General features: G+C 52.3%; 21 protein-coding genes and 1 tRNA gene. 15 read left to right on the forward strand and 7 right to left on the reverse strand.

Annotated elements, in window-relative coordinates:
• Positions 1 to 90 precede the first annotated feature (90 nt).
• A complete protein-coding gene (locus tag ACP5D4_RS04265) occupies positions 91 to 1,083 on the reverse strand; it encodes a pentapeptide repeat-containing protein (protein WP_428010387.1) in 993 nt (330 codons plus the stop codon).
• A gap of 397 nt (positions 1,084 to 1,480) precedes the next feature.
• On the opposite strand from ACP5D4_RS04265, the gene ACP5D4_RS04270 reads away from it, so the two are divergent.
• From ACP5D4_RS04270 to ACP5D4_RS04280, 3 genes are all read left to right on the forward strand, one after another.
• A complete protein-coding gene (locus ACP5D4_RS04270) occupies positions 1,481 to 2,092 on the forward strand; it encodes a CP12 domain-containing protein (RefSeq protein ID WP_428010388.1) in 612 nt (203 codons plus the stop codon).
• A gap of 265 nt (positions 2,093 to 2,357) precedes the next feature.
• Positions 2,358 to 3,098 (forward strand): calcium-binding protein, encoded by a 741-nt coding sequence (locus tag ACP5D4_RS04275; protein WP_428010389.1) that lies wholly within the window; start codon positions 2,358 to 2,360, stop codon positions 3,096 to 3,098.
• The gene (locus tag ACP5D4_RS04280; protein ID WP_428010390.1) at positions 3,091 to 3,741 is read left to right on the forward strand and encodes a SanA/YdcF family protein; all 651 of its coding nucleotides are present in this window, start codon (positions 3,091 to 3,093) and stop codon (positions 3,739 to 3,741) included. The genes ACP5D4_RS04275 and ACP5D4_RS04280 overlap by 8 nt, the downstream gene beginning before the upstream one ends.
• On the opposite strand, the gene ACP5D4_RS04285 is transcribed toward ACP5D4_RS04280, so the two are convergent.
• On the reverse strand, positions 3,693 to 3,971 hold the full coding sequence (locus ACP5D4_RS04285; RefSeq protein WP_428010391.1) for an NfeD family protein: 279 nt from the start codon (positions 3,969 to 3,971) through the stop codon (positions 3,693 to 3,695). The genes ACP5D4_RS04280 and ACP5D4_RS04285 overlap by 49 nt on opposite strands.
• A 379-nt stretch (positions 3,972 to 4,350) precedes the next feature.
• Between ACP5D4_RS04285 and ACP5D4_RS04290 the strand changes: the two genes are divergently transcribed.
• From ACP5D4_RS04290 to ACP5D4_RS04305, 4 genes are all read left to right on the forward strand, one after another.
• Complete coding sequence (locus ACP5D4_RS04290) at positions 4,351 to 5,355, forward strand: endonuclease/exonuclease/phosphatase family protein (RefSeq protein ID WP_428010392.1); 1,005 nt, start codon at positions 4,351 to 4,353, stop codon at positions 5,353 to 5,355.
• Between the two features lie 94 nt (positions 5,356 to 5,449).
• Positions 5,450 to 7,771: a DNA helicase PcrA gene (gene pcrA / locus ACP5D4_RS04295; protein ID WP_428010393.1), complete on the forward strand. Its 2,322-nt coding sequence runs from the start codon at positions 5,450 to 5,452 to the stop codon at positions 7,769 to 7,771.
• A gap of 205 nt (positions 7,772 to 7,976) precedes the next feature.
• Positions 7,977 to 9,365 carry a glycosyltransferase family 39 protein gene (locus ACP5D4_RS04300; protein WP_428010394.1) on the forward strand — a complete coding sequence of 463 codons (1,389 nt, stop codon included), beginning with the start codon at positions 7,977 to 7,979 and terminating at the stop codon, positions 9,363 to 9,365.
• Positions 9,366 to 9,795: 430 nt separating this feature from the next.
• Positions 9,796 to 9,868, forward strand: a tRNA-Glu gene (locus tag ACP5D4_RS04305).
• Between the two features lie 51 nt (positions 9,869 to 9,919).
• On the opposite strand, the gene ACP5D4_RS04310 is transcribed toward ACP5D4_RS04305, so the two are convergent.
• Entirely contained in the window at positions 9,920 to 10,522 is a 603-nt protein-coding gene (locus tag ACP5D4_RS04310; protein ID WP_428010395.1) for a DUF3611 family protein, read from the reverse strand.
• A 510-nt stretch (positions 10,523 to 11,032) separates the two neighbouring features.
• Between ACP5D4_RS04310 and urtA the strand changes: the two genes are divergently transcribed.
• The 5 genes from urtA to urtE all read left to right on the forward strand — a co-directional run bounded on the left by urtA (position 11,033) and on the right by urtE (position 16,640).
• The gene (gene urtA / locus ACP5D4_RS04315) at positions 11,033 to 12,343 is read left to right on the forward strand and encodes an urea ABC transporter substrate-binding protein (RefSeq protein WP_428010396.1); all 1,311 of its coding nucleotides are present in this window, start codon (positions 11,033 to 11,035) and stop codon (positions 12,341 to 12,343) included.
• 329 nt (positions 12,344 to 12,672) lie between these two features.
• Positions 12,673 to 13,839 (forward strand): urea ABC transporter permease subunit UrtB, encoded by a 1,167-nt coding sequence (gene urtB / locus ACP5D4_RS04320; RefSeq protein WP_428010397.1) that lies wholly within the window; start codon positions 12,673 to 12,675, stop codon positions 13,837 to 13,839.
• 98 nt (positions 13,840 to 13,937) lie between these two features.
• On the forward strand, positions 13,938 to 15,101 hold the full coding sequence (gene urtC / locus ACP5D4_RS04325; protein WP_428010398.1) for an urea ABC transporter permease subunit UrtC: 1,164 nt from the start codon (positions 13,938 to 13,940) through the stop codon (positions 15,099 to 15,101).
• Positions 15,102 to 15,132: 31 nt separating this feature from the next.
• The gene (urtD, locus tag ACP5D4_RS04330) at positions 15,133 to 15,900 is read left to right on the forward strand and encodes an urea ABC transporter ATP-binding protein UrtD (RefSeq protein ID WP_428010399.1); all 768 of its coding nucleotides are present in this window, start codon (positions 15,133 to 15,135) and stop codon (positions 15,898 to 15,900) included.
• 41 nt (positions 15,901 to 15,941) lie between these two features.
• Entirely contained in the window at positions 15,942 to 16,640 is a 699-nt protein-coding gene (urtE, locus tag ACP5D4_RS04335; RefSeq protein ID WP_428010426.1) for an urea ABC transporter ATP-binding subunit UrtE, read from the forward strand.
• A 189-nt stretch (positions 16,641 to 16,829) separates the two neighbouring features.
• On the opposite strand, the gene ACP5D4_RS04340 is transcribed toward urtE, so the two are convergent.
• The gene (locus ACP5D4_RS04340) at positions 16,830 to 17,417 is read right to left on the reverse strand and encodes a (2Fe-2S) ferredoxin domain-containing protein (protein WP_428010400.1); all 588 of its coding nucleotides are present in this window, start codon (positions 17,415 to 17,417) and stop codon (positions 16,830 to 16,832) included.
• A 137-nt stretch (positions 17,418 to 17,554) separates the two neighbouring features.
• On the opposite strand from ACP5D4_RS04340, the gene ACP5D4_RS04345 reads away from it, so the two are divergent.
• The gene (locus ACP5D4_RS04345; RefSeq protein WP_428010401.1) at positions 17,555 to 17,767 is read left to right on the forward strand and encodes a hypothetical protein; all 213 of its coding nucleotides are present in this window, start codon (positions 17,555 to 17,557) and stop codon (positions 17,765 to 17,767) included.
• Positions 17,768 to 17,769: 2 nt separating this feature from the next.
• On the opposite strand, the gene aroA is transcribed toward ACP5D4_RS04345, so the two are convergent.
• Positions 17,770 to 19,125 carry a 3-phosphoshikimate 1-carboxyvinyltransferase gene (gene aroA, locus ACP5D4_RS04350; RefSeq protein ID WP_428010402.1) on the reverse strand — a complete coding sequence of 452 codons (1,356 nt, stop codon included), beginning with the start codon at positions 19,123 to 19,125 and terminating at the stop codon, positions 17,770 to 17,772.
• A gap of 97 nt (positions 19,126 to 19,222) precedes the next feature.
• Here aroA and ACP5D4_RS04355 point away from each other — a divergent pair, with 97 nt between their 5' ends.
• The gene (locus ACP5D4_RS04355) at positions 19,223 to 19,705 is read left to right on the forward strand and encodes a hypothetical protein (protein ID WP_428010427.1); all 483 of its coding nucleotides are present in this window, start codon (positions 19,223 to 19,225) and stop codon (positions 19,703 to 19,705) included.
• Between the two features lie 184 nt (positions 19,706 to 19,889).
• Here the strand turns inward: ACP5D4_RS04355 and ACP5D4_RS04360 are convergent, their stop codons facing one another.
• Both ACP5D4_RS04360 and ACP5D4_RS04365 read right to left on the reverse strand, forming a co-directional pair.
• Positions 19,890 to 20,603, reverse strand: coding sequence for a DUF928 domain-containing protein (locus ACP5D4_RS04360; protein WP_428010403.1), 714 nt, complete (start codon positions 20,601 to 20,603; stop codon positions 19,890 to 19,892).
• Between the two features lie 187 nt (positions 20,604 to 20,790).
• Positions 20,791 to 22,836: a CHASE2 domain-containing protein gene (locus tag ACP5D4_RS04365; RefSeq protein WP_428010404.1), complete on the reverse strand. Its 2,046-nt coding sequence runs from the start codon at positions 22,834 to 22,836 to the stop codon at positions 20,791 to 20,793.
• Between the two features lie 154 nt (positions 22,837 to 22,990).
• Between ACP5D4_RS04365 and ACP5D4_RS04370 the strand changes: the two genes are divergently transcribed.
• Positions 22,991 to 23,746: a MotA/TolQ/ExbB proton channel family protein gene (locus ACP5D4_RS04370; RefSeq protein WP_428010405.1), complete on the forward strand. Its 756-nt coding sequence runs from the start codon at positions 22,991 to 22,993 to the stop codon at positions 23,744 to 23,746.
• Positions 23,747 to 23,764: the final 18 nt, after the last annotated feature.

The raw sequence follows: 23,764 nt of genomic DNA on the forward strand, positions 1-23,764 counted from the left end.
GCTTTCTTGGGGGCGATCGATCGACAGGTCTGCCCTCATTATGTCGGACGGCGGGCGATCGATCTCAAAGCGGCCTCGCAGTGAGGACTTTCAGGCGAACAACTGACCGTCTGGTAAGGTGGCGTCTGTCCAAATGGCTTCGAGTTGGTTGATGGCGTTGAGGGTGGCGTTGCGAAGGCTGGCTTCGCGGAGGTTGGCGCGAAAGAGATTGACGCGATCGAGGTTGGCTTTCCACAAATAGGCTTTGTGCAAGCGGACTTGGGTTAAGTTCGCTCCTTCGAGGTCCGCCAGGTTTAAGTTGGCTTCGCTGAGGTCCGCTTCGCTGAGGTCGGCGTGGCGAAGGTCGGCTTTGGTGAGGTTCGCTCCGCTCAAGTTCGATCGCACTAACAGGGAATCCGTTAAGTTCGCCGCCCGCAAGTTGGCCTGTTGCAGCATCGCCACCCGCAGTTGAGTTTGACTGAGGTTGGCTGCGCTCAAGTTCGCCCCTTGGAAATTGGTTCCGCTCAGTTTGGCTTCGCTGAGATCGACGCCATCTAAATCCACCCCGTGCAGGTCAGCACCGTTGAGGTAAGTCCGGCTGAGATTCACCCCCGTGAGGCTGGCTCCCTCCAGGTTCGCGCCGCTCAACCGCGCCCCGGTGAGGTTCGCCCAGCTTAAGTTGGCGTCCCGCAAGTCTGCCCCCCGCAGGTTGATTTCGGTTAGGTTCGCCCCGCAGAGGTTCACCCTCTGCAAGTTCGCCCGTCGCAGGTTCACCCCCGTTAGGAGAGCGCCGCTCAGTTTCGCCCCCGTTAGGTTCGCCCCCACCAAATAGGCGCCGCTGAGTTTGGCTTTGGTGAGATCGGCTTCGCACAAATTGGCTTCGTAGAGTTTGGCGTAACTCAAATCGGCACCGCAGAGATAGGCGCGGTACAGGTTGGCGCGATCGAGTAGCGCCCGCTTGAAATCCGTTGAATTGAGATAGGACTCGGATAAATCGATGTCTTTGAGATGACAGCTCGAAAAGTTCCCACCGATGAAATTTCCTCCGCCAAAATCACGTTTTCCGATTTCGTAACTTTTGATGAGTTCCGCGCAGCTTTCCATTTTAACCCCCTCAATCCTTGACTTCAATGCCAATAGCTATAAAAAATTTATATATACAAAAAAGCTATTTCAAGACTCTCTAAAAAAAACAAAAAATTCGTTCGATCTTGAAATAGTGGCCAGCCAAAAACGAACGTCAAAAAAATCAAAAAAACGCTCGCATTTTAAGACTTGCTTGAGTGCTTTTAATTATTATAACGCGACCATATAAACCGGGATAGTCTGATGGGCGCGACTGTTATAATTATTAAAAAACGACCGTGCCAACCGACTGGCTAGACCGTTAGCGCCTTGGAAATTCTTCTGAGATCGATCGAATCAGCCGCAAGTCTCGATCGACCCCCCCCGAACGGGCTAAGCTAGTTGAGGTCTTTTGATTAGGGGAACAAACTTGATTATGAAAGCTATTGAGATCGCGCAAACCAACATCGTGACCGTGCGGGGATCTGCCACCGTCGCCGAAGCCGTGCAGTTGATGAAAGACAAACAGGTGCGGGCGCTCGTGGTCGAACGCCGCAGCGATGACGACGCCTACGGCATCGTCACCGAAACCGACGTAGCCTATAAAGTCATCGCCTTCGGAAAAGATCCCAAGTCGATGCGGGTCTACGAAATCATGAGCAAACCCTGCATCGTGGTCAACCCGGATCTCTGCGTCGAGTACGTCGCCCGTCTGTTCGCCAACACGGGCATCCATTTGGCCCCGGTGATTAAAGACAAACTGCTCGGAACCATCTCCATTTCCGACATCCTCGAAAAAAGCAACTTCATCGAAGCGCCTCGTAGCGTCTTGCTGCAAGATCGCATCCAGAAAGCCATCGAAGAAGCTCGCGCCGTTTGCGCCGACAAAGGACCGCGATCAAAAGAATGCGCCGCCGCTTGGGACGTCGTAGAAGAACTACAAGCCGAAGCCGCCCACCAAAAAGCCGAACGCCTCACCAAAACTGCCTTCGAGGAATACTGCGAAGAATATCCGGATGCTCCCGAAGCTCGGGTGTACGATAACTAGCTCTTCTCAGGAGAGGTGAGGAGATGATGGCATGATGAGGTGATGGGAGCCGTGCGTGACGCGGAAAGGCCGTTGCCAGGTCTAAATCCAAAATTTTGGAGCCGCGTCACGCCCCCTTGTCTGTTGGCGGTTTACGTTGGCGGTGCGTGACGATTTCTCGGTTTCATTGCGACACCTGAGTTTTCAAGTCACGCACCCTCCCCTCCCATCGAGCCTCTCCCGAGGGGCAGGATGCGAATCGTTGCAAACAGAGGATAATTTGAGGATGGACGAGTTTTTAATGGGCGACGCCAATGCTAACGCCCTCGACGGTACAGAACTGGCCGATACGATTATCGCCCTCGGCGGTGACGATACCGTTGACGGCGGACTGGCCGACGACGTATTGGCGGGAAATGCCGGACGGGATATGCTCTCGGGAGATGAGGGAAACGACCTCATCGTAGCCGGACGGGACGAAGATACCGTTCGCGGCGGTGCAGGAGATGACGTTCTCTCGGGGAATATCGGCTTCGATATCATCTTCGGAGACGAGGGAAACGATTTGCTCCTCGGCGGTCAAGATGAAGATATCCTCGATGGGGGCGTCGGAAACGATACTCTCATCGGCGACTTTGGGGTTAACGGCTTAAACGGTGGCGAGGGTGCCGATGTATTTGTCATCCGTACCGATGTGGCGCGAACCGATCCCAGTCGCACCGCCATCAACGGACAAGTTCCAGCGGATGTCATCATCGACTTCCAGGCGGGGATTGATAAAATCGCCTTGACGGAAGGATTGACGGAAGCGAACCTCGCCTTTCAGGAGTTCAGTTTCCCTCTGGCCGCAATTGGCGATGAGATTATCGACCCGGAGATACAGGCCGCTCTCGATAATTTGAATCTCGACCCGGACGGAAACGGATCTCTGGAAATGACCTTCGTTCGCGAAATTAACGGCGCAATGTTGGCGGTGACGCTCAATACGACGGCGGCGGAGTTAAGCGGAAGCTTTATCAGTGTTTAAACGGACTCTAGATGCCCTGTCAATATCTTCGATTTTGGGGATCGTTTTGCTGTTACTGGTAGCGATCCCCGTTTTGTCGTTTGTTTATGCGAATTGGGCCACCCGTCTCTATCGCTTTGGGGATTTGGAAAATATCGAATCGCACCCCGTCGCTATTGTGTTTGGGGCGGGGGTGTGGGACGACGGAACGCCGACCCCGATGTTAGCCGATCGCGTGTTGGCGGGGGTGGCGCTTTACCAACGGGGAACGGTTGAAAAGCTATTGATGTCCGGTGACAATCGATCGCCCGACTATAACGAAGTGGACGCTATGCGCCGTTACGCTGAAGCGCGGGGCGTTCCGCGAGAAGATATTTGGCTCGATCGACTGGGGTTGAGTACCTACGACACTTGCGTTCGCGCCCAACGGGAATTCGGGATCGATCGCGCGGTTCTGGTCACGCAACGCTATCATCTCCCCAGAGCCGTTTACATCGCCCGCCACTTGGGAATCGATGCGGTGGGGTTCGGCGTCCCCGACTGGGGTGTTTACACGCGATCGTCGATGGTCTCCTACAGTTTGCGAGAAATTCCCGCCACCCTCAAGGCGATGGTTCAGGTTTCGCGCAGGTCTTCCGGCGAAACTCGCTCTGAGGAGACTTGAAACGTCGTGGTGGGCGAATCCAGGGGAGAAAATCCGGTCTCGGGTTCGACGATGAGGGTGATGTCATCGCGGCCGATGACGCGAACGCGATCGCCCGGATTTAACGTCATTGCTCCTCGACAAGTGGCTTTCCACCAGGAGCCTTTAAAGTGAACCCGACCGGGTATCGAGGGACTGATGGGTTTAGAAACAATTGCGAAACCTTCAATAAATTGAAACGGGTAAGTCATACGCCCTTAACCTCTTCCGTCTACAGTGGTTTTCAAGAAATCGTTGCCCGCGATCGAGCCTCGCACCGCTGTCTCGAATGGGGAAATACAACTCCTTTTAGAATTTTGGGAACCTTGGTCTTTCTACTAATCTCTCGGGATCGCAAGGGGCTTTTTTACGGGGCGATCCGGAAATTGTCATAAATTTTCACATTCGTGGTTGGCACGAGATCGACTTCAAAGACGCTCGCTCGATCGCTATCTCCTGGCGAAAACCCGTCAATTTCCATCTGAAAATCCCGCTCGTTTCATTAAATTCCAGCGATCCGGAGAACGTTTCGAGCCATCGAGAACAGCGATCGATTTCTATCCCTCGTTCTGAGGAAAACCTGCGTGACTTATGGATTTTCAAACCGCCTCAAACTCTCGAATTCGCGCGATCGCACTGGCGATCGCCAATTCGGCCACCCTCGGCGTCACCGCTTTAGCCTTCGTCGCCTCTCACTACGGTTGGTCGCCCTATCTAGAACTGCTCTCCCACTTTCAACTGCAATACTTCGTCATTAGCGCCATCGCCCTGGTGGTGTTAATCCTCAGTCGCCGCCGCAGCTTCATCGCCATCGGCTTGTTTTGCAGTGCGCTGTTAGCCGTGCAAATCGTACCGTGGTATTTACCCCCGCTGCGGCTGTTGCCCCAACCCGAAGCCAACTTGCGAGTTCTCGTCAGCAACCTCCACGATCGAAATACCCAATTCGATCGCGTGGTGTCCTTGGTCCGAGAAGAAAACCCCGATTTCGCCGTCTTCATCGAAGTCAACGCCCGCTGGGCCGAACAACTCGATCGCCTCCGCGACATTCTGCCCTATCAATTCAGTCCCGATCGCGTCGAAAAGCGTGGCGTCGCCGTCTACAGCAAGCGTCCCCTACTCGATCCCCAGTTAAAACAGTTCGACAGCCACGAAACCGCCAGCATCGTTAGCGATTTAGAAATCTCCGGTCAACGCCTGTCCGTCATCGCCACCCATCCCATGCCCCCCGTCAAATCCTGGCGGTTTCGCCTGCGGAACCAACACTTCGACAATCTCGGGGATTACGTGCCAACCTTAACTCAACCGACCCTGGTTCTCGGCGATCTCAATACCACCATGTGGTCGCCCTATTACCAACGACTCGTCCGACGTACCGGACTCGAAAACGCCCGTCGGGGATTCGGCATTTTACCCAGTTGGCCGACGCGCAACAACTTCAACGCCTTACCCCTATTTGGGGCGCGACTGCTTTCAATTCCCATCGACCACTGTTTGTTAACGCCGGATATCCAGGCGATCGACGTGCGCACCGGACCCGATATCGGTTCCGACCATCTACCGTTGTTAGTGGATTTACTTGTCTCCCCGCGCAGTTAAAATATGAAGGTCGCACGCGATCGACCCTGACGGGGAAATACAATTCCGAAGAAAAGGCGATCGCGCCAATTGTCTTTATCCGAGTCCGAAACGAATGGCAACTGCCGATTTTATCCGTCAACTCAACCCCTCTCAACGTACTGCTGTCGAACACTTTTGCGGTCCGCTTCTCGTCGTCGCGGGGGCAGGTTCGGGAAAAACCCGTGCGTTGACCTATCGCGTTGCCAACTTAATTCTCAAACATCGAGTCTCCCCGGACAACATCCTCGCCGTCACCTTTACCAACAAAGCGGCGCGGGAAATGAAAGAACGGATCGAAACCCTCTTCGCTCAGACGATGGCCGTCGAACGGCACGGTCAAGCCTTAGAGGTCTTGCCCCCGGACGAACAAACCCGGATTCGATCGCAGGTTTGGCGCACCTACATCAAACATTTATGGATTGGCACGTTTCACAGTTTGTGCGCGAAAATTCTGCGCTTCGACATTAACAAATACCAAGACGAAAACGGCCGTCAATGGACGCGCAACTTTTCCATTTTCGACGAGTCCGACGTACAATCCCTGGTGAAAGAAATCGTCACCAAGCAACTGAACCTCGACGATAAGAAATTCAAGCCAAAAACCGTTCGCTACGCCATTAGCAACGCCAAAAACCGAGGCTGGACGCCCTCGGATTTAGAACGCAACGAACCGAACTATCGGGGTCGCACCATCGCCGAAGTCTACCGGGTGTATCAAGACAAACTCGCCGAAAACAACGCCCTGGATTTCGACGATCTCATTCGCGTTCCAGTGGAGTTGTTCCGCCAAAACGAGTCGGTTTTGGGATATTGGCACTCGAAGTTTCAACATATCCTCGTGGACGAGTATCAGGATACGAACCGCACCCAGTATGATTTGATTCGGCTGTTGGTGGCCAACGGGGAAGAACCGCGATCGTTGGAGAATTGGGAGAATCGATCGGTGTTCGTCGTCGGCGACGTGGATCAGTCTATTTACAGTTTCCGCATGGCGGATTTCACCATTTTATTGGAGTTCCAAGAGGATTTCGGCGACGGTTTAGCGGACGATCGCACCCAGACGATGGTGAAACTCGAGGAAAACTATCGATCGACTGAAACCATTTTAGAAGTCGCCAACACCCTCATCGAACGCAACACCGAACGCATCGATAAAATTTTGCGCCCCACACGAGGACAAGGGGAACCGATTTATATTTATCGCGCTGATGACGACCGAGAAGAGGCTGACTTTGTAGTTGGACAAATTCGCAATCTCAACCAAGAAAACCCAGAATTAGACTGGGGAAAATTTGCCATTCTCTACCGGACTAACGCCCAATCTCGCAACTTTGAAGCGGCGTTGATGGGGGCGAATATTCCCTATAAAGTCATCGGCGGCTTGCGCTTTTACGATCGCAAAGAAATTAAGGATGTATTAGCATATTTGAGGCTACTTGTCAACCCTTCCGATACCGTCAGTCTCAAACGAATTATCAACACGCCCAAGCGGGGAATTGGGAAAACCACCCTGGAGAAATTCGACAACATGGCGCAACAGTTAGGAGTGCCGTTGTGGGATATCATCAGCGACGAAACCTCAGCCAAAACCATCGCCGGGAATCGATCGAAAGCCATTTTAAAATTTGTCGAGATGATTAAAACCCACCAAGAACAGGTGGAAAAACTCGACGCGACAGATCTGTTTAAAAACATCACCAACGCTTCGGGTTATATCGACGCCTTAAGAGAAGAAGGTACCGACGAAGCCGAAAACCGCCGACAAAACGTCGAAGAGCTGTACAATGCAATGGCGCAATACGCCGACGACAACGAAGATCCCTCGTTAGAAGGCTTTTTAGGGACGGCTTCCCTCGCCTCGGATTTAGACAATCTCAAGGAGGGGGATTCGGCGGTGTCGTTAATGACGTTGCATTCAGCGAAAGGATTAGAGTTTCCGGTGGTGTTTGTGGTGGGGATGGAAGAAGGATTGTTTCCCAACTTCCGCAGCAAAAACGACCCTCGGGCGTTGGAAGAAGAGCGGCGACTCTGTTACGTTGGCATTACGCGGGCGCAAGAACAACTGTTTATTACTCATGCCTTGAATCGCAGTTTGTGGGGGTCGTATCAAACGGCGTTACCCTCGCAGTTTTTGGACGAGTTACCGCCGGAGTTTTTGGTGGGAAATACTGTTAACGCCAAGCGTCGAGGAAAAGTGGTAAAATCTTCCGGAAATACCGCCCTGTTGACGAAGGATTGGAAAGTGGGCGATCGCGTCGTTCACGCTCATTTTGGGACGGGTGAAGTGACGATGGTTTTTGGCAAAGCCCCGAAAATTGCTATGGCGGTAAAATTTGCCAAAGGCGGACAAAAAATTCTCGATCCCAAACACGAACCCATCGAACGCTTGCGTTAAAAATTCAGTATCCCAATAGGGTAAATAAGCGATGATTCCCAAAACCTGTTTGCCTCCGAAGTGGTTGCGTGTGTGGTTGGTGTTACTCCTGGTTTTGGGGATGGGCTTTCGCTTCTTACATCTCGATCGTAAGGTGTACTGGCACGACGAAGCTTATACGTCGTTACGCATTTCCGGAACCTCTTCTGCCGAACTGAACGACAATGTGTTTAACGGTCAGGTGGTTTCGGCCGCCGACATACAGAAGTACGTGGGAAATCGATCTGAAACAACGGTTATCGACACCTTAAAATCTTCTGCTTTCGACCCCCACGTTACGCCGCTTTACTATGTTTTGGTGAGGTTTTGGGCGCAACTTTTCGGCGATGCGATCGCAAGCCTTCGCAGTTTTTCCGCCTTTTTAAGTCTGTTGTGTTTGCCTGCGCTGTATTGGTTGGCCATGGAACTGTTTGCTTCTTCTACCAGTGCCAGTCTTGCCGTGGCGTTGATGGCCGTCTCTCCGTTTCATGTCATTTACGCCCAAGAAGCGCGAAACTACAGCCTTTGGACGCTGACCATTCTGCTATCGAGTGTTCTGTTATTGAGAGCGATAAAGCATGCGAATTGGAAAAATTGGTGTTTTTACGCTCTCGCAATGGCGGCGTCGCTTTACGCTCATCTTTTCTCTGTTCTTCTGTTCGCCGCTCACGGAATTTATGTCGGTTGGTACAAAGGCTGGAAACCCTTAGACACTGTTAAAAAGTTTGCGATCGCTTCGGGAATTTCTCTCCTGTTATTTTCTCCCTGGATTTTAATAATTATCCTCAAAATAACAACGGTTCAAAGTGCGACGAACTGGATGAAACAGCCTCTAGGGATTATCCAGCAAATACAAACTTGGCTGGGAAGTGTTTTGACGGTTGTTTTTGATAATGGTTCTTACGTCGGACAGACGGGAAGCCTCTTGAATGTTAACAGTCGTATTTTTGTTATTATAATCCTGTGGTCTTTTTGGGTGTTCTGGAAAAAGAGTCCTCAATCTTCTCGAAAACTGATTGGCGCGATTACTATCGTTTTTATGGCACTGAATATTCTACCCTTTCTCAGTGCTGGATACGCTCTCTCAGGAATTATTCGCTATCAAATTCCGTTTTTGATTTCTATTAATTTAGTACTCGCTTATGCTTTCGCTTATGCTTTTCCTAAAAATCCCACGATTTGGAAGCTTGTTTTGAGCTTTATCCTAATTTCTGGGTTTGCATCCTGTCTGAAGTACAGTCAAGCGGCTTCCTGGTGGAATAAAGGAAATGCTTATCACCATTGGCAAGCTGCTCAGTATATTAATCAACAAAATAATTCGTTACTCGTCTCTAGAATAGATAACAACAATCGAGGCAAATTAATAGCTATAAGTTATTACTTAAAACCTCAAGAAAAACTTTTGCTGTTTTCCAAAAAAAACAGTTCACATTATCAAATACCAGACAATTTTAAAAATATTCTTGTCTTCAATCCCTCAGATTATTTTCTTGAAAATCTCAAAAAAAGCTATCAGCTCGATCGCGTCAAGCCGGAGTCTCTGAACCTCTGGAAAGTTCGAGCGAACGCCCAATAAAATCCGAGAGATTAGATTGCGATAACGCAGCGATTCTTCTATTTGATGTTTGTCGTTCCTGAAATTTCTCCCGGCGCACCGCATGGACTCTCTTCACCGTTCTGACCTGTTCCCTCATCCTCGTGACGGGAATTTAGCCAATGCGAGATCGGCTCTTCCATATTCCATCCTTTTCTCAAACAGCCGTTTGGCCAAACCTGACACTCCTCAACCCCCCTTTCCAAGAGGGGCTAAGGGGGATGTACCCCTGTGTTGAAGACTTCTTTAAACTCCGCTTCTCGGCCAAGAATGGAGTATGAGGTGCTTTGCCGCTGCCCTCAAAAAAATTGGGGAGAGGGGGTTGACAGCCCGAGAAATCACAGCTATATTGGTAAACGCTTGAGCAATCAAGCCGCGAGGCAAGACAGCTCGAGCAGCTACCAAAATACCTGCCCCCATCGTCTAGAGGCCTAGGACACCTCCCTTTCACGGAGGCGACGGGGATTCGAATTCCCCTGGGGGTATTTTACAGCGAGCAGTAAGACTTACTGCTCGCTTGTTTGTTTGGGCAAAAATTAAGTGAGGCCGAGGTCGTCGGGGTTGCCGATGCGGTAGAAGAGCCAGATGGCTTCTAGGGTGCCGATGAAGTGGGCGGCGATTCCGTTGAGGTTGGCCACCATCACCAGGGCGTCTAGGGCGCGGACGGCGTGGCTGGCTTGGGTTAAGGTGGTGCCGGGGGGTTGAGAAATGGTTTTGGCCACGAGAACGCTGGCGGTGATTCCAGCCCCGAGAAGGGTGACGATCGCACCGACGACGCCGACAATTGCCCCGATTTTCAACCATCTTACAGTATTCGATTTTTTGGGGTTGCGATCGACGCGGGGATCGAGAAGTCGTTTTCCGACGCGGGCGAAGCGAAAGGATAAGACGACGCAAAACGCAGCCCCGACCCCGCCAAGGGTCGCCAGAAACATCCCCATTCCGATACCGGGGTTCGACTCGTCAGCCACCCCGCGGCCGGTGACGGCGAAAATCAGAGATAACACGATGGCGAAGGTGGCGAACAGTTGCAGCCAAAAACTAATCCATCCTGTAATTCGTAAGGTTTTGGCTTTGTCGCGGACGGTTTGAGACAGGGCGAGACGGTGTTCGGGTTGGGGAGAGGTCGTCGAACTCATAATAATCGGTTTCGGGAGTCTTGTCGGGCGATCGCGGCGCGTTCTCCTTCAGCGATCGTTACAAGAATTGGCAACAATGGCGATCGCGTTGGGATCGGGCAGCCTATTGCTAACCTACTCAACTCCATCCCGTCCACGACTCTATCGATCGAGATAAATCGAGCGATCGCCGTCAGAAGACTTTTCAGCCAGCGATCGCAGGGATCGCAAGGGCGATCGTACCTTTCCCGCAATCCCCACCGGACAAAACGTTTTTTGTAGTCCTCGTTACAATTACTACCTTTAAATTCCTCTAGGATACATCAGCGAAAGGGCGTTCTTGTTACGGTTTTTTTCAATAATTTCCTACTGCGCTCGATCTGAGATGATGCCACATCGCACCTCGCGAACGCTGCCAAATCTTGGAGCGTTCCGAGGGTCTTTTCTCGTCTCTATATTTTTTCTAGAAAAGTCTCTCGTTTCGAGCGTTTGCCCTGCTTAACGAATTTAACTTTTTTCACAGAATTAACTATGAGCAATGGGTTAGGTCGGCGTAAATTTCTCCTCTACGGCTCTGCTGCGTTCGGAACGAGCTTGCTGTTAAAAGCCTGTAGCACCTCTCCGGAAACCGGAACGGAGGCCGGCAACGGTGGCGCAGCAGGGGGCGAAAATGGCGACACCATTAAAGTCGGCATTCTCCACTCCCTCAGCGGCACGATGGCCATCAGCGAAACCACCGTCGTCGAAGCTGAAAAACTCGCCATTAAAGAAATTAACGAAGCCGGGGGCGTTCTCGGCAAACAAATCGAAGCAGTTGTCGAAGACGGTGCTTCCGACTGGCCGACATTTGCCGAAAAAGCGGAAAAACTGATCGACCAAGACCAAGTGGCGGTAGTTTTCGGATGTTGGACTTCTGCCAGTCGTAAAGCGGTCAAAGACGTTTTCGAGTCGAAAGACCATATGCTGTGGTATCCCGTTCAATACGAAGGACAAGAATGCTCGAAAAACATTTTCTACACGGGAGCCGCACCTAACCAACAAATCGAACCGGCGGTAACGTGGCTCCTCGAAAATAAAGGAACGGACTTCTTCCTCATCGGGTCGGACTACGTTTTCCCCCGCACCGCCAACACCGTCATTAAAGAACAACTGAAAGCTGAAGGCGGAAACACCGTCGGAGAAGACTACCTTCCGTTAGGCAGTACGGAAGTTACCCCGATTATCACCAAAATTCAACAAGCTCTTCCCGACGGCGGCGTAATTTTCAACACCCTCAACGGTGACAGTAACGTTGCTTTCTTCAAACAAATGCAAGGGGCGGGTCTGACGCCGGACAAATATCCCGTGATGTCCGTCAGTATCGCCGAAGAAGAAGTGCGACAAATCGGGAAAGATTTCCTCATCGGTCATTACGCCGCTTGGAACTATTTCCAAACCGTCGAGACCCCCGAAAACGAGGAATGGGTGAAAGCCTTCAAAGCCGAATACGGCGAAGACCGCGTGACCAACGACCCCATGGAAGCGGCTTATATCATGGTCTACCTGTGGAAACAAGCCGTCGAACAAGCGGGAACCACCGACCTGGAAGCGGTACGTCAAGCCGCCATCGGTCAAGCGTTCCAAGCCCCTGAAGGACTGGTGACGGTCAACCCCAACCACCACCTCTCGAAGACGGTTCGCATCGGTCAAGTTCGCGATGACGGCTTGTTCGATATCGTCTGGTCTACCGACCAACCCGTCGCCCCGCAAGCCTGGAACCAGTACGTCCCGGCGACTAAGGGGTACGCCTGCGATTGGTCTGACCCCAGCAAAGGGGAGAAATTCAAAGCGGAAGAGGTCTAACCGTCTTGGTCTGTCGGCTGAATCTCCAAGTGGTCTAAATGGACCGTTTGGGAAATCGGGTATCTTGAATCCTTCAGCTTTCGGATTCTCAAGGTCTTGAAAATAGCGTTTGAGATCCTATGAGATCCTCGGCATCGGTGAGATCCCCGGCATCTTGGAGATGCCAGGGATCTGGAGAGATGTTGATTTTCCAAGTCTTCAAAAAACACCCGGTATTTAGACGTTGGTCGCATTAAGGATTTTCTTGTTGCTGGGTCTTATTTCTCCTTTTTAAATCCTCATGTAAGGAGAAACAAGCCTTAATCTAAATTAAATCTAGTTTCTCAAAAATGCTAGAACTTGCAGTTGGTATATTTAACGGTTTCAGCATCGGTTCCGTATTGTTACTCGCCGCCTTGGGACTCGCCATCGTCTTCGGTTTGATGGGGGTGATAAACCTCGCCCACGGCGAATTAATGATGCTTGGGGCTTACGCCACTTTTGTGGTTCAAAATATTTTTCAAGGCTTCGGCGAAGGTGCGTTTAGTGTTTATATTTTCGTGGCGCTTCCCGTGGCGTTTATCGTCTCCGCCATCGCCGGATTAATCCTCGAACGGGGTGTCATTCGCTTCCTTTACGGACGCCCTCTCGAAACGCTACTGGCCACCTGGGGAATCAGTCTGATTTTGCGTCAGTTCGTCCGCAGCGTGAATTGGGTCTTAGTCCTGGGAATTGTTTTATTTTGTCTGTTGTTTTTTGGCGGACTTTGGTTCCTTCGCAAACGTACTGATTGGGAGCGCATTCGTACCGCCACTATTTCTGCTTTGCTTCCACTTTCGTTAGCTATTTCTGCGGCGGTGGGGGTGTTGGTGTCGAACACTGGTGTAGAATTCCTGACCCAGCCCTGGTTTAGCGCCCGCAACGTCGATGTTACGCCTCCGGCTTGGTTGCGAGGTGGGTTGTCCGTGGGGATTTACCAACTTCCCTATTCGCGGATTTTTATCATCGTTTTAACGGTGCTGTGTTTGCTGGGGATTTACTGGTTTTTGAATCGATCGATTTGGGGTTTGCGCATTCGTGCGGTGACGCAAAATCGGCAGATGAGCGCCTGTTTGGGAATTCCAACTGATACTGTAGACGCTCTGACGTTTGCGATTGGTTCCGGGTTAGCGGGAATCGCCGGATGTGCCATTACTTTACTCGGTTCGGTCGGTCCGAATACGGGGCAAAATTACATTGTCGATGTGTTTATGGTGGTGGTTGTCGGCGGCGTCGGTAACTTGTTGGGAACTGTTATCGCCGCGTTAGCCATCGGAATCGTCACCTATTTAATTGGTTCGGGAACCTTGGCGCTGTTGTTTGCCAACAGCGATTCACTGCAAATGTTGACGGATTTCTTTACGTTTTTTGCTAACACCAGTATGGCGAAAGTGATGGTGTTTGCGTTGATTATTGCCTTTTTACAGGTCAAACCTTCGGGGATATTTCCACAAAAAGGACGCACCGCAGAGCTTTGATGAAACTCGAAAGTCTCTCGTTTTCTTGAGTTGACTTTCGAGCGGACTATCCAGCAATCTCTGAACCGAAAAAAACCCAGGCTGTCTAGGTATTCACAATGAACGCGGAAGTCGGCAATTTTGCCAAGCGACAACAACAGAAAAAACGACAAATTATCGAATTGGCGATCGCCCTCGGTTTGGCGTTAGTCTTTGCCCTCGTTATGCCCGCCTTACTTCCAGCATTTCGATTGAAACTTTTAGGGCGGTTTGTTGCTTTATCCATCGTCGCCTTGGGCATCGATTTAATTTGGGGATATACCGGACTCCTGAGTTTGGGACATGGTATCTTCTTCGCCCTGGGCGGCTACGCTTTAGCCATGCACTTGAAACTGCAACTGCCCGAGGGACAAATTCCAGAATTTTTCACCCTCTACGGCGTGACGGAATTACCGTGGTTTTGGCAACCGTTTTATTCTTTTCCGTTTACCGTTTTGGCTATTTTTACGATTCCTGCAATCGTCGCGGGATTGTTGGGCTATTTGGTCTTTCGCAACCGCATTAAAGGGGTCTATTTCTCTATTTTGACGCAAGCGGCATTGCTGGTCTTTTTTAACTTTTTTAACGGGCAGCAAAAGCTCATTAACGGCACGAACGGACTCAAAACCGACACGGAAACCCTTTTTGGCGTTTTAGCCGGGTCAGAGGGCGCACAATTGGCGTTTTACGAACTATCTGTGTTGGGGTTGGTATTGGTCTATTTCCTCTGTCGATGGTTGACGACGGGGCGGTTCGGACGGTTGCTCGTTGCGATTCGCGACGACGAAACTCGGGTGAGATTTACGGGATACGACCCCACGGGATATAAGGTGTTGGTCTTTGGTATTTCGGGGGCGATCGCGGGAATTTCCGGGGCGTTATACACCGTGCAAACGGGCATTATTACCCCCAGTGTGATGGAAGTGGCGTTTTCGATCGAAATGGTGATTTGGGTCGCTGTAGGCGGTCGATCGACCCTCATTGGTGCGATTATTGGCACCCTGTTAGTGCGGTTGGGACAAACTTTTCTCAGCGAACAGTTTCCGGAAGTGTGGTTGTTTTTCCAAGGGGCGTTATTCCTATTAGTCGTTACCGTTCTTCCTAACGGACTCTTCGGCTGGGCGCGAGATTGGGTAATTCCCAAGGTGCGATCGCTCCTAGGATTACAGGAACAACTCATTACCTATCCGGCTCTTGAAAAAGACCCAGAAATTCAACAGGAACGGGAAGAAATCGAGCGTTAACTTCGAGCGTTAAAATTCCTCGAAACGAGCTATGTCAGAACAAACCGCCGCCAAAATTCTAGAAATCAACAATCTCACCGTCAGTTTCGACGGCTTTAAAGCCCTCAACAACCTCACGTTTAGTATGAAGGTCGGCGAGTTGCGGGTCGTTATCGGTCCTAACGGGGCGGGAAAAACCACGTTTCTAGACGTGATTACAGGAAAAGTCAAACCCACCGAAGGACAAGTTTATTTCAAAGGACAAAACTTGCGTCCCTATAACGAACACCAAATCGCCCGCATGGGAATCGGACGCAAATTTCAAACTCCCCGCGTTTATCTGAACTTGACGGTTCGAGAAAATCTCGACCTGGCCTGTAACCGCCAAAAAGGGGTGTTTCACACTTTATTTGGAAAAGCATCGAAAATCGATCGCCGTACCGTCAACGGACTTCTCGAAACTATCGGTTTGACGCCGAAAGCAGAGTTACAGGCGGCGTTGCTGTCTCACGGGGAAAAACAACGGTTGGAAATCGGGATGTTGGTGGCGCAATCGCCGGATTTGCTGTTGGTGGACGAACCGGTGGCGGGTTTGACGGACGAAGAAACGGAAAACGTGGGAAATCTTCTGTTGGCGTTGGCGGAAAGTCATTCCATTGTCGTCATCGAACACGATATGGAATTCGTCCGACAAATCGCCCGAACGGTTAGTGTTTTACACCAAGGATCGCTGCTGTGCGAAGGGAGTATGGACGAGGTTCAACAAGATCCTCGCGTGATTGAAGTGTATTTGGGACAACAAGAGGAAGAAGCTGCATGACGAACGCAACTCTGAAGCCCCCCGTTACGGCGTCCGATTTAATGTTGCGGGTGTCGGGATTGAATGTTTACTACGGCGAAAGTCATATTTTGCGAAATGTCGATTTGAGCGTTCCTTGCGGACAAATGGTTTGTCTCATCGGTCGAAATGGTGTGGGAAAAACCACCCTGTTGAAGACCATTGTCGGGTTGTTGAAACCGAGAACGGGCGCGATCGCATTGATGGACTCTCCTATTAACGATCTTTCCCCGGACAAACGGGCGAGATTGGGAATTGGCTACGTTCCTCAAGGACGAGAAATTATTCCTCGCGTGACGGTGAAAGAAAATCTGTTACTGGGATTAGAAGCCCGTCCCGGGAAACGACGCAACGCCACGATTCCCGAGTCGATTTTCGAGTTGTTCCCGGTTCTGAAAACCATGTTGGGGCGTATGGGAGGCGATTTGAGTGGCGGACAGCAACAGCAGTTAGCGATCGCCCGCGCGTTGGTGGGAGAACCGAAACTTCTGGTGTTAGACGAACCGACGGAGGGAATTCAACCCTCGATTATTTTGGAGATTGAAGCGGCGGTGCGTCGTATTATTGAAGAAACCGGAATTTCGGTGTTGTTAGTGGAACAACATTTGCATTTCGTGCGCCAAGCCGATCGCTATTATGCCATGCAGAAAGGGGGAATCGTCGCCTCGGGAGATACTAGCGAGTTGAGTCGAGACGTAATTCAGAAGTTTTTGGCGGTGTGATTTTGGGGTTTCTGACTCCCAATTTTTAAAAAACCGGTTAAAAAACCGGGTTGCTTCAAGAAACCCGGTTTTAAGCGAATTTAAGGGGTGTTTAAAAGTGGCTCGAACGCCGTCAGAGATTCAATGGAAATCCCCTGTCTGTGAAGGGCGTTCCATCGCAATTTTTCGTTCCTCTTGAGAATCGCCTTCTCAAGAGGCGATCGCAAAGTGTTTGCGCACGCAAGCCGGAACGTCTTCGGGACTTAATTTGCCGTAACGGGCTTTATCGGGAAGCACGACGGCGTTCGGGGCAGCTTTACAGCGTTTTAAGCAGCCGGTGGCGCAAACTTTCACGGATTCGCCTAATCCGTGTTCTTCTAAGGTGCGTTCTAAGGTGTGATAAACGTCTTTTCCGCCCCGTTTGCGACATTTGGATTTTTGACAGACGAGGATTTTTCCTTTGGGTTTCTCGGGTTTGGGTTTCGCGGTTTCGGGAGTTGAGGCGACGGACGGCGAAACTGATGTCAGGGTGACGGGAGTTGAAACCGTTAGGATTTGCTTGGCTTTGCGTTGGGTTTTTCCGGTTTTACGGTTGTGTCGTTCGCGGCCGACGATCGCGATCGAATCCCCGACTTTGAGAACGGGAAACTCGCGACGGAGGGATTTACTCAGTTTGATGCTTTCCGTTCCCTCGGGAGTCGTCAGTTGAATTTGCTTGGGTTTCCCCTTGTCGCTGCGTTTGACGCCGAGAAACTGTCCTTCGAGACGAAAGCCGGTTTTGGTTTTGGAACGACCCATGCTGTTTTCCGTGACAGGGTTTACTGACAATTATATGCAATTATAGGGGAGAATTTTCAAAACGGCTGCTACACCGTTGCAAGTTTTATGAAAATTTAAGATTTTCTAAAAGGCTGAAATTCCTATTTGAAAGAGGTTTGAGTTGGCTCGAACGCAGTGGTGGCGGCGAGTTCTGTGCGATCGCGGGGGCGATCGCCTCGATCGAAGCCCGTCTTTTTTTGAGAATGAAATTCAACAGCTTCGCGAAAACTGCACGCAAAAACGGGGAACCCCATCGAAGGTTCCCCGCCGGGGCGATCGTGCGTACAGATAGGACGGTTACAGGCTTCGAGCCTGTGGTAACGGAATGAACTTAAACCTCGTCTCCGATAACCTGTCGCAGCGTGTCGATAAAATTGGGATAAGAAATCGAGGCCGATTCCGCCCGATAAATCGTGGTGGAGGTTTTCGCCAGCAAAGCCGCCACCGCCAAACTCATCGCCACGCGGTGGTCGTCATAACTATCCACTTCCGCCCCAGTCAACCCCGTTCCGCCGACGATTTCCAAGCCGTCGGGACGTTCGCTGACATTAGCGCCCATTTTCGTCAGTTCCGCCGCCATCGCCGCCAAGCGATCGCTCTCTTTCACCCGCAATTCCGCCGCATCGCGAATCACCGTCGTTCCCTGGGCTACCGTCGCCGCCACCGCCAAGATGGGGATTTCGTCGATGAGTCGGGGAATCACGTCGCCGGAAATCTCGCAGCCTTTCAGACGACTCGATTTCACCCGCAAGTCCGCCACGGGTTCCCCGGCGATTTCCCGTTGGTTTTCCAAAGTAATGTCAGCTTCCATGCGATCGAGAATTTCCAAAACCCCCGTTCTCGTGGGATTGACGCCAACGTTTTCCACCACCAACTCCGACCCCGGAACGATGGCCGCCGCCACAATCCAAAACGCCGCCGAACTGATATCCCCCGGAACCACCACCGTTTGACCCGTCAATTTCGCCGGCCCCGTCACCGTGACGCTGTGGCTGTCCGCATCCACGGCGATATCTGCCCCAAAAGCCCGTAACATCCGTTCGCTGTGGTCGCGGGACAAGGCGGGTTCCGTGACCGTGGTTTGTCCTTCCACACTCAACCCCGCCAGCAACACGCAGGATTTCACCTGGGCTGAGGCGACGGGAGAATGATAGTGACAGGGGTTGAGTTGGCGTCCGTTCACCGCCAAAGGTGCCAGTTTTCCGCCGTCTCGTCCCCAAATTGTCGCCCCCATTTTTTCCAAAGGCGTGACGACGCGAGACATGGGGCGCGATCGCAGGGATTTATCCCCCGTCACTGCAAAAAAACGACCCGGTTGAGAGGCTAACAATCCCAACATTAACCGCAGCGTCGTCCCCGAGTTTCCGGCGTTCAAAATATCGGCGGGTTCCTGTAGGTTTCCAATTCCCAATCCCCGCACTAAAACGATGTCTTGGTTGAGGTCAGAAATTTGCGCCCCCATCGCCCGAAAACAGTCGGCGGTACTGCGGGGATCGTCCCCGAGAAGTAAACCGCGAATTTGCGTTTCTCCTTCGGCGATCGCCCCCAGCATCAAGGCGCGGTGAGAAATCGACTTATCCCCAGGAACGCGGAGTTTTCCGTGGAGTCCGACACCAGACGGCGGCGGTTTGATAACCAAATCTTGACGATCGCGATCGATTTCGACTGTTACGATGGGGGAAGACATAGATTCCACTTCACAAGCATTCAAGTGGAACCGATTTTACACCCTTGAGATTGCCCTCGATCGACTGTTTGCGTCCGCTTCTACACCTTTACCCCGTATGCTGACCCACCGCAAGCCTGCGTGTCTGTCGCTGATTTCGACCGATTTACCCGTGTGGTCGGTTGTTGAAACCACGGCGACGTTATATCAAAAAGATCGACAACGGTTTCATCTACTTCTCAACGAACCGGCGGTTCTCGGCTGGGAACCCGACACAGAAGACCGTCCCGCCGCATCGGACGCGGCATCGTCGCGGTTGCTGTGGTTTGAAATTTCCCCCTCTCGCGCCATCGCAACGATGCAAGGACAGGGAAATTTAAGCTATCGCCATCTTTGGGAACGGGGAATGTACGGTATCAGTCGGTATTGGTTGCGCGGTGAGGGCGTCGAGTCTCCCGGTCAAATGCGACTGCGAAATTACACTCGTCATTTGGAACTGTCGGGGTATCCGCTTCCGGAACATCTGCGCCTAGAATACGAACTCTGGACGGGAAAACTGCAATTGGGGCGTTACGTTCTCAACCTCGACATTCATCCTTGAGACTCCCACGAAGAGAATTCCCAATTGACAGATCCCCGGCATCTTGGAGATGCCGGGGATCGAGCTGCCAGCCCCCGATACAGAGGGTCTGGCGAGGAAATCTACGAACTTGCCTGGGTTAGATGAGTTGAGTTAGATTGGCTTGAAAAATTCTGGGTTATTTAAGTTAGATTCGCCGAGCCGCTTATTCCGGGCTGTTGGCAGCGGCTAACCGTTCCGATCGCACCACTTCCAAACGAGCGTCGTCGCTGTTTAACACCGACAGGGCATCGTACCAAATCCCCGCTTGTGCGTAGGCTTGAGCGGTTTCTTGTTCGGTCGTGGCGGCGGCGAGACTGGCGTTCAACGCAGCCGAAGGGGAGACCCGTTCGATCCAGCTTTGCGCGAAGACATCGCTCGATCGCCGTTGGGGATTACACACCACCGATACCGTCCAGCGGTAGGTTTTCCCTTCCTCGAGTTCGCGACCTTCGGGTAACGAAACCCCCGTCACACCGGCCGGGCTGTTCTCGAAACGTTTGACATAAACGGGATCGGGGTTGTCGTCTTCGACGAGGGTAAACTCGACGGGAACGGACACGGCATTTTCCAAATGCCAATAGAAGGTAGGACGGGCTGAAACCGTCAATCCCGTATGGTTACTCGGGGCGAGTAACGAGAGATCGATCGACTCCGCCGTATCTTCGCAGCCACGAGATCCCGTACCTTGCGTTTGACGGGGCTGGCCGCGGTTGGGGGGAACGTAGGTAATCGGCGAGGCTTGTGCCGTTGCCAAGACCCGCAGCGACTCCGAGGACAACAGGGAATCGATCGCAGGCGTCGTCACGGCAAACGCCTGTGTCAGCGTCAACGCCGCCGTACCTGTGGCCACGGTCAAAACTTTACCGAGATGTAACATCGTTTTTTTTGCTCCAACGAGGAAATCGCAAAGAGCGCTTTCGCGAACAAAGGTTAGGAAAGGGCGCCAAGGTTAACCCAAAAACCGAATCAATGCGATAAGATGCACCGAGATATTTGTTTAATGGTTAATGTAAGGGTTTTGCCCCAGCCTAACATACGCTATTTTTCCATCGCTATCCGAAATTTTACGGAATTTGTTTGAGGGGGTGAGTCTGGGGTGGGTTGGATGCTTCCCACATCACTTGATAAATTTTGACGGGTTTCTGTCGCCCTTTAAGCAAGGCGCTGCCGAGGAGTTGAATCGAAAACTGTCCTTGGACGTAGCGATAAGTAGATTCACCGATGAGGATGCGACAGATCCCCCCGTCGAGTTCCTTATCGAAACTTTCTAACCGGGCGGCCACGTTGACGCTATCGCCGATAATCGTATAATCCTCCCGTTGGGAACTGCCCAAACTCCCCACCACCAGCGGCCCGGTGGCGATACCGACGCGCATGGAAATAATCGGTTGTCCGCTGCGTTTCCAGCGTTGGTTGAGTTCCCGCAACTTCTGCCCCATCCGCACTGCGCAACGCACCGCCGCCACCGCGTCGGCGGCGATTTCGGCTTCCGACTCCCGCAGTAGGGGAACCCCAAACACCGCCATCACCGAATCGCCGATAAACTTATCGATCGCGCCGTGGTGTTCGAGAACCACTTCTGCCATACCTTCCATGTACTCGTTGAGCCATCGCATCAAGGGTTCGGCGTCGATTTCCTCAGCTAAGGTACTGAAATTTTTAATATCCGTAAACAGTACCGTGGCCGTGGCTTTTTGTCCCACCAAGCGCCCTTCCTGTAGGATTTGATGGCGCTGTCGCCAAATTTCCTCGGCGACGGTGGAAGTGACGTGACGACCGAACAAGTGCATCATCAACTGTCGGTCTTGGCGTTCGAGATGGGCGATATAACTGGTCAAGGCCACCGACGATCCTACAATGCCCAACAGCGGCGGCGCGATGGGAATCCACCACCCCAGCAGAAACGCCCCGTAAGCGATGCCCCCCAACAGGAGACCCGAACCCATGAGGGCAAAGACCATCCAACGCTGTTGGCGCAGCGTCCAAACCACCACGCCCCCCCACAGAGACCAGGCGAGAATCCACAGCGTCTCGAGAGGTTCGGGCCAGACGCGAATGAGGGGGCGGCCGTCGAGGGCGGAACTGAGAATTTGACTGGTTAAGTGGGCTTGTACTTCCACGCCGGCCGTTTCGTCCGGGGAGGTGAAGAAATCGGGAAAGAGACTGTGACTGTAGGGGGTATAGAAAAAGTCGTTGAGACTCGGGGCGAGGGGGCCGATGAGGACGACGCGATCGCGGAACAGGTCGCCGTCTGCGTTGCCTTCGAGAACGTCGGAGACGGAGACGGTGGCGAAACTTCCTGAAGGTCCGCGAAAATTCAAGAGAATTTGATAACCTCCTGCGTCGGCCCGCACGTAGCCGCCATCGTTGGCTTCAAAGGGAACGAAAACTGCCGGACCCAATTGCAAGTATTCCGGGTGGGTTTGGGCGGCGGGGTCGAAGTTGGGTTCGGCTTCGAGGTACAACCAGGCGAGGACGAGTCCCAAACTCGAGTGATTGACGCCGTTTTCGTCGGTGAGGAAGAGCAAACCGCGCCGTAAGTTGCCGTCGGCGTCAAGGGTTACGTCGTTGACGGCTACGCGGTTGTTTTCAGCCAGAACTGGGGGCGGACCGATGGCTTGGCCGCGATCGTCGGCGACTTTTTTTTCGATTCCGAAGAGGTTGGGGGTGGACTCGAAGATTTCCACGAGGCGATCGTAACCGGGTTCGACGGGAACGTTGCGATAAAAGTCGAGACCGATCGCTCTGGGTTCGAATTCAGAGAGGGTTTCGATGAGGGTGGCGAGGTCTTCATCGGAGATGGGAGAACCCAAGGCTTCGATGTCTGCTTCCTTCAGTCCCACGATGGTGATGCGATCGTCGGGAGGTTCTGGAGGACGCAAGAGGAACATTTTATCGTAAGCGCCCCATTCGAGGGGTTGCAACCAACCCAGCGCCCGCAACCCTAAAACGATCGCCCCAACGCCCAAGCCGCCGACAGCTACGCCGCGCCACTCGAGCAACTTTTCCCAAAAGGGTTGGCTCAACTTCGCCCCAAACATCTCCTGCTCCTTACGGTTGACGGTCGTACCGACACCTGGCGATCGACCTTTCTCGATCGTAAGCGACAAGGGTACGAAATGTCGGCTTTGAGAATGTCGGCTTTGAGAATGTCGGCTTCGAGATTCGGTACAATCTCAAGCAATACAGCAGTGACGGCGTGGAACAAGCCCGATCGCGCTGCGAGATCCGGTTTGTCGATCGATTCGGAGGAAAGTATAGCGGGTGAATATTGTAGAACTGTTCGACAAAGGCGGAGTTGCGATGATTCCGCTGCTGGTTCTGTCCGTTCTCTCTGTCGCGACGGTGGTGGAGCGATTGTGGTTTTGGAGTCGCGTTTTACGGAAGGAACGGGAGTTGGTCGATCGCGTGTTAGACCGCGCCAAACGGGATTGGGGACTCGCGGAAGAAATCGCCCGTCAAGCCCGCAATCGCCCCATCGGACGGTTTTTATACGCCCCGTTGAAGCTGCACGAGGCCGACCCGGAACTTTTTAAACTGGCGTTGGAATCCGCTGCTGACGAGGAACTGGCCAATATGCGGCGGGGGGATAAAATCCTCGAAGGGGTCATCGCCATCGCGCCGCTGTTGGGGTTGTTGGGGACGGTGTTGGGATTGATCGAGTCTTTGGGATCGCTCAGCATCAGCGATTTGGGAACCACCGCCACCAGCGGGGTCACGCTGGGAATCGGCGAATCTCTCATCAGTACGGCGACGGGGTTGATCGTGGCCATCGTCAGTTTGGCCTTTTACCGATTGTTTCAAGCGTTTGTGTTCAACCAGGCGAAGCTGTTTCGCCGCAGCGGGAACGAATTGGAATTACGCTATCGTCAGTTTTGGTTGCAAAAGGTCGATCGAAACGCCCAGGATGGAGACGCCTCGGATACGAAAGCCTCTGAAGAGTCTGAGGCGTCGAAAGATTCCCCAGATTCTCAAGAGTCTGAGAAGTCGAAAGATTCTGAAGCCGTCGGCGATCGATAGGGGGTTCTGCAACTCCGA

The sequence above is a fragment of the Baaleninema sp. genome (genome assembly GCF_049974805.1).
In the GTDB taxonomy this organism is placed as follows: Bacteria; Cyanobacteriota; Cyanobacteriia; order Cyanobacteriales; family Geitlerinemataceae; genus Baaleninema.

Coding starts and splice junctions, on each gene's coding strand:
- ACP5D4_RS04265 (WP_428010387.1), bottom strand. CDS start 1,083: ATGGAAAGCTGCGCGGAACTCATCAAAAGTTACGAAATCGGAAAACGT.
- ACP5D4_RS04270 (WP_428010388.1), top strand. CDS start 1,481: ATGAAAGCTATTGAGATCGCGCAAACCAACATCGTGACCGTGCGGGGA.
- ACP5D4_RS04275 (WP_428010389.1), top strand. CDS start 2,358: ATGGACGAGTTTTTAATGGGCGACGCCAATGCTAACGCCCTCGACGGT.
- ACP5D4_RS04285 (WP_428010391.1), bottom strand. CDS start 3,971: ATGACTTACCCGTTTCAATTTATTGAAGGTTTCGCAATTGTTTCTAAA.
- ACP5D4_RS04290 (WP_428010392.1), top strand. CDS start 4,351: ATGGATTTTCAAACCGCCTCAAACTCTCGAATTCGCGCGATCGCACTG.
- pcrA (WP_428010393.1), top strand. CDS start 5,450: ATGGCAACTGCCGATTTTATCCGTCAACTCAACCCCTCTCAACGTACT.
- ACP5D4_RS04310 (WP_428010395.1), bottom strand. CDS start 10,522: ATGAGTTCGACGACCTCTCCCCAACCCGAACACCGTCTCGCCCTGTCT.
- urtA (WP_428010396.1), top strand. CDS start 11,033: ATGAGCAATGGGTTAGGTCGGCGTAAATTTCTCCTCTACGGCTCTGCT.
- urtB (WP_428010397.1), top strand. CDS start 12,673: ATGCTAGAACTTGCAGTTGGTATATTTAACGGTTTCAGCATCGGTTCC.
- urtC (WP_428010398.1), top strand. CDS start 13,938: ATGAACGCGGAAGTCGGCAATTTTGCCAAGCGACAACAACAGAAAAAA.
- urtD (WP_428010399.1), top strand. CDS start 15,133: ATGTCAGAACAAACCGCCGCCAAAATTCTAGAAATCAACAATCTCACC.
- urtE (WP_428010426.1), top strand. CDS start 15,942: ATGTTGCGGGTGTCGGGATTGAATGTTTACTACGGCGAAAGTCATATT.
- ACP5D4_RS04340 (WP_428010400.1), bottom strand. CDS start 17,417: ATGGGTCGTTCCAAAACCAAAACCGGCTTTCGTCTCGAAGGACAGTTT.
- aroA (WP_428010402.1), bottom strand. CDS start 19,125: ATGTCTTCCCCCATCGTAACAGTCGAAATCGATCGCGATCGTCAAGAT.
- ACP5D4_RS04355 (WP_428010427.1), top strand. CDS start 19,223: ATGCTGACCCACCGCAAGCCTGCGTGTCTGTCGCTGATTTCGACCGAT.
- ACP5D4_RS04360 (WP_428010403.1), bottom strand. CDS start 20,603: ATGTTACATCTCGGTAAAGTTTTGACCGTGGCCACAGGTACGGCGGCG.